8 protein-coding genes are annotated in these 6,484 nt (G+C 64.1%); 5 read left to right on the forward strand and 3 right to left on the reverse strand.

The window, feature by feature from the left end:
- Window positions 1-19: 19 nt before the first annotated feature.
- From trbF to B8784_RS16615, 5 genes are read left to right on the forward strand one after another with little or no spacing between them, the layout of a single operon-like run.
- Window positions 20-712, forward strand: a complete 693-nt coding sequence (trbF, locus tag B8784_RS16595) for a conjugal transfer protein TrbF (protein ID WP_084399024.1) — start codon at window positions 20-22, stop codon at window positions 710-712.
- A gap of 2 nt (window positions 713-714) precedes the next feature.
- Window positions 715-1,713: a P-type conjugative transfer protein TrbG gene (trbG, locus tag B8784_RS16600; RefSeq protein WP_084399025.1), complete on the forward strand. Its 999-nt coding sequence runs from the start codon at window positions 715-717 to the stop codon at window positions 1,711-1,713.
- Between the two features lie 4 nt (window positions 1,714-1,717).
- Window positions 1,718-2,983 (forward strand): TrbI/VirB10 family protein, encoded by a 1,266-nt coding sequence (locus B8784_RS16605; protein ID WP_084399026.1) that lies wholly within the window; start codon window positions 1,718-1,720, stop codon window positions 2,981-2,983.
- Window positions 2,984-3,000: 17 nt separating this feature from the next.
- Window positions 3,001-3,228 (forward strand): DUF2274 domain-containing protein, encoded by a 228-nt coding sequence (locus B8784_RS16610; RefSeq protein ID WP_084399027.1) that lies wholly within the window; start codon window positions 3,001-3,003, stop codon window positions 3,226-3,228.
- Between the two features lie 12 nt (window positions 3,229-3,240).
- Window positions 3,241-3,561 carry a DUF736 domain-containing protein gene (locus B8784_RS16615; protein ID WP_084399028.1) on the forward strand — a complete coding sequence of 107 codons (321 nt, stop codon included), beginning with the start codon at window positions 3,241-3,243 and terminating at the stop codon, window positions 3,559-3,561.
- A gap of 477 nt (window positions 3,562-4,038) precedes the next feature.
- Here B8784_RS16615 and B8784_RS16620 read toward each other — a convergent pair whose 3' ends face one another.
- From B8784_RS16620 to B8784_RS16630, 3 genes are all read right to left on the reverse strand, one after another.
- Entirely contained in the window at window positions 4,039-5,013 is a 975-nt protein-coding gene (locus tag B8784_RS16620) for an enoyl-CoA hydratase/isomerase family protein (protein ID WP_158085717.1), read from the reverse strand.
- A gap of 119 nt (window positions 5,014-5,132) precedes the next feature.
- On the reverse strand, window positions 5,133-5,897 hold the full coding sequence (locus tag B8784_RS16625; protein ID WP_084399030.1) for an SDR family NAD(P)-dependent oxidoreductase: 765 nt from the start codon (window positions 5,895-5,897) through the stop codon (window positions 5,133-5,135).
- A partial coding sequence (locus tag B8784_RS16630) for an acyl-CoA dehydrogenase family protein (RefSeq protein WP_143435587.1) occupies window positions 5,894-6,484 on the reverse strand: 591 nt, incomplete at its 5' end. The genes B8784_RS16625 and B8784_RS16630, both read right to left, overlap by 4 nt.

Genomic DNA, 6,484 nt, shown 5'->3' on the forward strand with positions numbered 1-6,484 from the left:
AGGACAAGGAAGAATAGACATGGTCTTCAAGCGGACATCGACGGACTATGGCCGGAGCCCCCATCCGGAAACGCCGTACCAGAAGGCCGGCCAGGTCTGGGACGAGCGGATCGGGTCGGCCCGGGTCCAGGCGAAGAACTGGCGTCTGATGGCGCTTGGCTGTCTCGGTCTCGCCTTCGCAACCTCGGGCGCCCTCATCTGGCGGAGCCTGCAATCGACGGTGACGCCTTATGTGGTCGAGATCGACCAGACAGGCGCGGCGCGCGCGGTCGCGCCCGCCATGGAGCGATACGAGCCGACCGACGCCCAGATTGCGCATCATCTCGCGAACTTCATCACCCATGTGCGGGGCTTGAGCACCGATCCCGTCGTGGTGCGCGAGAGCTGGCTCAAAGCCTATGACTTCGTGACCGACAAGGCGTCCGTCACGCTGAACGAATACGCGCAGGCGAATGACCCGTTTGCCGATGTCGGCCGCAAGTCGCGCACCGTCGAAGTGGTGAGCGTGGTGCGCGTCTCCGACGACAGTTTCCAGGCGCGCTGGGTGGAGAAGACCTTCGAAAATGGCGCGCTGACGACGTCGCAGCGCTTCACCGGGCTGTTTTCGGTGGTCCGCCAAGTGCCGACCGACGCGGCGACGCTGCGCGCCAATCCCCTCGGCCTTTACGTCCACAGCCTCAATTGGGGCCAGGATCTCGACACAGGAGAATAACAATGTTGCGCATGTCACTCGCCACAGCGGCGCTCGCCCTCACCGCGGCCTGCGCCTCATCCCATCCGCAGGCCGAACCGCCAGCGCCGGGCGTCTTCATCGCGGCGACCCCCGCCGAAGACACGGCGGCCGGCGAGGTGGAATTTATCGAAAAGCCCGTCCCCCTCCCGCTTCCCGGCCAGCTCAAGGCCATTACCGCCCGCGCCGCGCCCGGTCCTGCCTCCCTGCCGGACGAGACCGTGCGCAAGGGGCGCGCCGAGGCGCTGGTCGAACCGTCCGAGGATGGCTATCTGAATGCCATTCAGGTCTATCCGTACACGGAAGGGGCGCTCTACCGGCTCTATGCAAGCCCCGGCCAGGTGTCCGACATCGCCCTGCAGCCGGGTGAGGCGCTGGTGTCGGTCTCGGCCGGCGACACGGTGCGCTGGGTCGTCGGCGATACGCGGTCGGGCTCGGGCGCCAGCGAACAGGCGCATATTCTCGTCAAACCCATCAGTGCGGACCTCGTCACCAATCTGATGATCGCGACCGACCGGCGGACCTACCACCTCGAACTGGAAAGCCTCGAGGGCGCCTATATGGCGGCGCTCTCCTGGCGCTATCCGGCCGATGAGCTGACCGCCCTCGTCAATCGCCGGACGTCTGAGGCCAGGCGCGAGGCGGCGACCGTCAAGCGCGGCGTGCCGCTCGAAGGCTTGAACTTCGACTACTGGATCATGGGCGACAAGCCCGACTGGCGGCCGGTTCGGGTCTTCGATGACGGCCGCCAGGTCTTCATCCAGATGCCGGCCGACATCGCCGCGAGCGATCTCCCGCCGCTCTTCATTCTCGGCGAGGACGGCGATGCGGAACTCGTCAATTACCGCATCCGCGGGCGCTATTATGTCGTCGACCGGCTGTTCCGTGTCGCCGAGCTGAGGCTCGGGGAGAAGGACCAGACCGTCGTGCGGATTACTACCTCGACGCCGCGCTCGGGCTTTGCCTCGCTGTTCGGAGGCTGATCAGATGGCCGATCCCGTCCCCTTTGATGAGCATGCCGAACGGTTGAAGATCCGCTCAAGCCCGCGGCCCGTGACCCGCCTCAACCGCAAGGTCCTGATGCTTGGCGCCGGGCTCGGCGCGATTGCGCTCTTCGCCGCCGCCAATATCGCGCTTGCGCCGCCGCGCGCGGTCGCCCCGGCAGCGAAGAAGGAACTCTACAACACGAAATCGAAGCGCACGCCTGCGGGACTCTCTTCGCTCCCGGAAAGCTATACGGGTCTTCCTCGCTCCGAACCGGCCCCTGTCCGTCTCGGCCCGCCGCTTGCGGGCGATCTCGGGGCAACCGTGCTCGAAGCCGAACGCGGGCTGGGGATCGAGCCCGAATATGCCGACCGGTTCGAAACCGACTTCCGCCCTAATCCGGAAGACGAGGCCGCACGCGCGCGGCGCATGGAGGAAGCGTCGCTCGCCGCAGAGGCGGCGCGCGCCCCGGTCTTCTTCAGGCTGGCGGGCGGCGACCGTAAAACGGAGCACGCCGACAGCGCACGGCCCGCTGGCCGGTCGGATCTGCCGGACGACCTTCTGGCCCTTGCCGGACTGCGTGCCGGGGCTAACGACGGCGTCGCCGCCGCCTTCGATGCACGCAGGGACGACAATCTGCAGCAGGCGAAGATCGACTTCGCGGACAAGCAGCCTGAAGCCGACATCTACAATGAATATGGCGTGCAGGAGCCGGTCTCGCCGTACCAGGTAATGACCGGCACGCTGATCCCGGCGTCGCTTGTGACCGGCATCAATAGCGATCTGCCGGGCGTGATCGTCGCGCAGGTCACGCAGCCCGTCTACGACACGGTGACCGGTCAGCATCTCCTTATCCCGCAGGGCTCGCGTCTTATCGGGCGCTATCAGTCGGAAGTCTCCTTCGGCCAGGACCGGGCGCTGGTGACCTGGGACCGGATCATTTTCCCGGACGGAACATCGGTGGTGATCTCCGCGCCGGGCGCCGACGTGCAAGGCTATGCGGGCCTCTCGGACCGTACCGATCATCACTGGGGCCGCGTCTTCGCGGCTGCAGGGCTCGCCACAATCCTCGGCATCGGGTCCGAACTAGGCGCCGGCGACGAGGGCGACATAGAACGCGCCATCCGCCGCGGCACATCCGACACGGTGAACCAGGCCGGCCAGCGTGTCGTCGAGCGCAATCTCGGTATTCAGCCGACCATCAAGATCCGGCCGGGCTGGCCCGTGCGCGTCGTCGTTACGCGCGACCTCATCCTCAGACCGCATTGAACCGGAGCCCTGTTTCCATGTCCCTTCGTCTTGCCAAGCTGCCAGACCGCACGCCGGTCAAGATCACCATATCGCTCGACCCGGACCTTGCCGCGGCCCTCGCGGACTACGCCGCGATCTATCGGCAGACCTATGGCGTCGAGGAAAAGCCCGAGGCGCTGATCCCCGCCATGCTCGAAAAGTTTCTCGGCTCCGACGCCGGGTTCAAGCGGGCTCGCAAGACGCTTCATTCGAAAGCCAGCTAGAGGAGATCAGTCATGGCCCAGATCGGAAGTTTCACATTCAAGGATGGAAAATATACCGGTACCATCCGCACAATGACGATAAACGTCAAAGCCCAGCTCGTCCCCAACAAGGACAAGGGTAATAATGGCGGGCCGGAGTTCCGGCTCTATGCCGGCGGTGCGGAACTCGGCGCCGCCTGGCGCGAGGAATCGAAAGATGGCGAAACGCCCTATCTTTCGGTGAAGCTCGACGATCCGGGCTTTGCCGCTCCGATGCGCGCGGCCTTCTTCGAGAACGAGAAGGACGGAACGGGGGTGATGATGTGGAAGCGGCCAAAAACCTCAGCGGCTTAGGCTCTCGAATCTTCCGCCGCGACGATGAGAAGGGCCCACAGCAGCCTTTGCTGGCACGACGCGTGCAGTGGCTGTGCAAGGTGCCCGCCGCCCACAAACGACCTCATGTCGCGGATGTGCACCTGGCCGGCGGGGGGCATGGCCATACTGGGCGAGCTGGACCGGGGCCGGCCTGATCGATACCATCCTGCCCTGCATCCACGCGCCCACGCTGGAGGAAGCGCTCTCGCGCAGGGATATTTGTCCGGAGCGAGGCCGCTGCCGGCCCCTCCTACCGGGCAGCGCCGGGCAACACGCCCTCCCAAGCCGCTTTCAGCCAGTCTGCCCGATGGGACAGGCTCGACACCGACCGCGTCTCCAGTCCGATCCGGTCGTGCGAGCACGGCTTCGCCGGGATGGCGGACTGGTGACACCAGCGTAATTGATTAGTGCCTGAGACGGTTTATCCGATGGCGCTATTTGATTTTCGCCCTTTTTTCACAATGCCAGCTCTCCTTCCCGTGGCGGGGCGAAGAACGAGGCGACCAGGCCTGATGACACCCGGGCGATATGCTGCGGGCTCCATGCCGGCTTTCTCTGGCCATGTGACAGGAACGTCTTCACGCCTTCCCTGAAATTGGGCGTGCACACCAGTCTCGACAGCAGCCTGTATTCCAGCCGCAAGGCGCCGCGAGGATCGGACAGGATCGCGCCGGTCCGCAGCTGCCGCAAAACGATATGGAGGGCCAGCGGAGACTTCTGTTCGATCAAACCGGCCTGCATCCGCGCCCAGTCTGAGCCTTCCCGCAGCAAGCGGACAATGTTGCTTACCCTGTCCTCCGAAAAACAGATGTCTATTTCTGTCCAGTGGGGGTGACGCACATCTGCATCGGGCCCGGTCCTCCGCGGCAAGGCACCGATCCCCTCACGCACAAGAGCGGCCTTGAGGTCGGGCAGCGCATCAGTGTCTGCGAAATGGCTGGCAAGCCCCTCCCGATAAATGTCTTCGCCCGCCAAGGCCTCACCCGTCATGGCCAGCCAGATGCCCAGCCGGTTGCGCAGCCGGGACAGGAACCATGTGCTGCCATTGTCGGGCACGAGCCCCACGCCGGTCTCCGGGAAGGAAAGGCTTGCCGTGGGGGTCGAAATGCGATGATGGGCAGCCATGGCCAGGCCCACGGCACTGCCCATGAGTTTTCCGTCGATCAGGCTGATGACGGGCTTTGGATAGTGCACAAGGCGATCGATCAACCTGTACTGGCTGGCAAAGAATGCCTTCGTTCTGCGCACATCCCAATTGCTTTGCTGGGATAGCAAAAGAAGGTCCGTGCCGGAGGAGACAGCGCGCGGCAGACAGGAGAAATCCAGGACCACGAGATCGACCTTGTTTTCGCCTATCCACCGCTGAAGCGCTGAGTCGATGACGGCCACCATCTCCTCATCGAGTGCATTGAGGGCACTCGGCCGTCTCAATTCGATTACCCCTGCTCTGCCCGATGTCGCGCAGGCGACTTTGGGCGAGGGCGAGTCAATCAGATGCTGGCTCCGGTCTGCGACAGTCATGTATCACCAATGCTCATTTCTGATGTTGCTCAAAGTGGCTGGAGCAGGTGGCCGCCATCCACGACGATAGTCTCCCCGGTCATGTATGCGCCGGCATCGGAAGCCAGCAGCATGATTGCTCCGTCAAGCTCCTCATGAGTCCCGAAGCGCTTCATCGGGATGCGTTTGCGCATCTTCTCGCCGTGCTCACTGCCCAGGAATTCGTCATTGATGGCTGTCTTGAAATAGCCGGGCGCAAGGGCGTTGACCCGGATGCCGTAACGGCTGACCTCGGCAGCCATAACCCGCGTCAGGTGGTCGACAGCCGCCTTCGACGCGGCATAGGCGCCGTTCATCAGCGCCGGCCTCAGCGCCGTGACGGACGCGATGTTGACGATTGCGCCCGGTCGGCCGGCATCGATAAGCGCGCGCGTGGCTGCTTTCGCGATCCGCCATACCCCAGTCAGGTTCGTATCGATGACTGACTGCCATTCTTCCTCGCTGGTCTCCTGATACCAGTTTGCCTGACCGATGCCGGAATTATTAACGATGACATCGCAAGGTACAGCAATCGCCTGAAAGGCATTCTCCACCGAGGCCGCCTTGGTAACATCCATGACGACGGGTGTCGCCTCCCCGCCAAGGGATTCTATGCGCGCCGCGATGGCTGTCAGCTTTTCCTCGCGCCGGGCGGCGAGCATCACATGCGCCCCCTGCTCGGCCAGCAGCATGGCAAAATGCTCACCGAGCCCTCCCGACGCTCCTGTCACGAGCGCGGTCTTTCCCGATAGGTCAAACTTGCTGATGAAGCTCATGGCCTGATCTCCTGCCGGGTAAGTTCCGCCTTCTTGATCTTCTTGGCGAGCGACCATTTGTGGACCTCGGTCGGCCCGTCATAGATGCGGAAGGCGCGCACTTCGCGGAACAGCTGTTCGACAATCGTGTCGCGGCTGACGCCCATGCCGCCCATCACCTGGACGCAGCGGTCGGCAACGCGGAACAACGCTTCCGACACCGCCACCTTGGCCATAGAGCTTTCGACATTGCCGGTCTCGCCCCGGTCCAGGGCATCGGCACACCAGTCGATCATCAGGGCCGATTGCTGCAGGTCGATCTGGTTTTCAGCCAGCATGAAGCCGACGCCCTCATGATCGACCAGCAGCTTGCCGAAGGCCTGGCGCTTGCAGGCATATTCGGTCGCGATTTCCTGCGCGCGCGTCGCCACGCCGAGCCAGCGCATGCAGTGCGAGAGGCGCGCCGGCGCGAGCCGGATCTGCGCATAGCGAAAGCCTTCGCCAGGCTGGCCCAGCATGTCGGACGCCTGTACGCGAAGATTCCTGATGACCACCTCGGAATGCCCGCCCGGCATGGAGCTGTCGATCGTGTCGAGGACGCGCTCGAT

Source organism: Henriciella aquimarina, from assembly GCF_002088975.1.
Classification (GTDB): Bacteria; Pseudomonadota; Alphaproteobacteria; order Caulobacterales; family Hyphomonadaceae; genus Henriciella; species Henriciella aquimarina.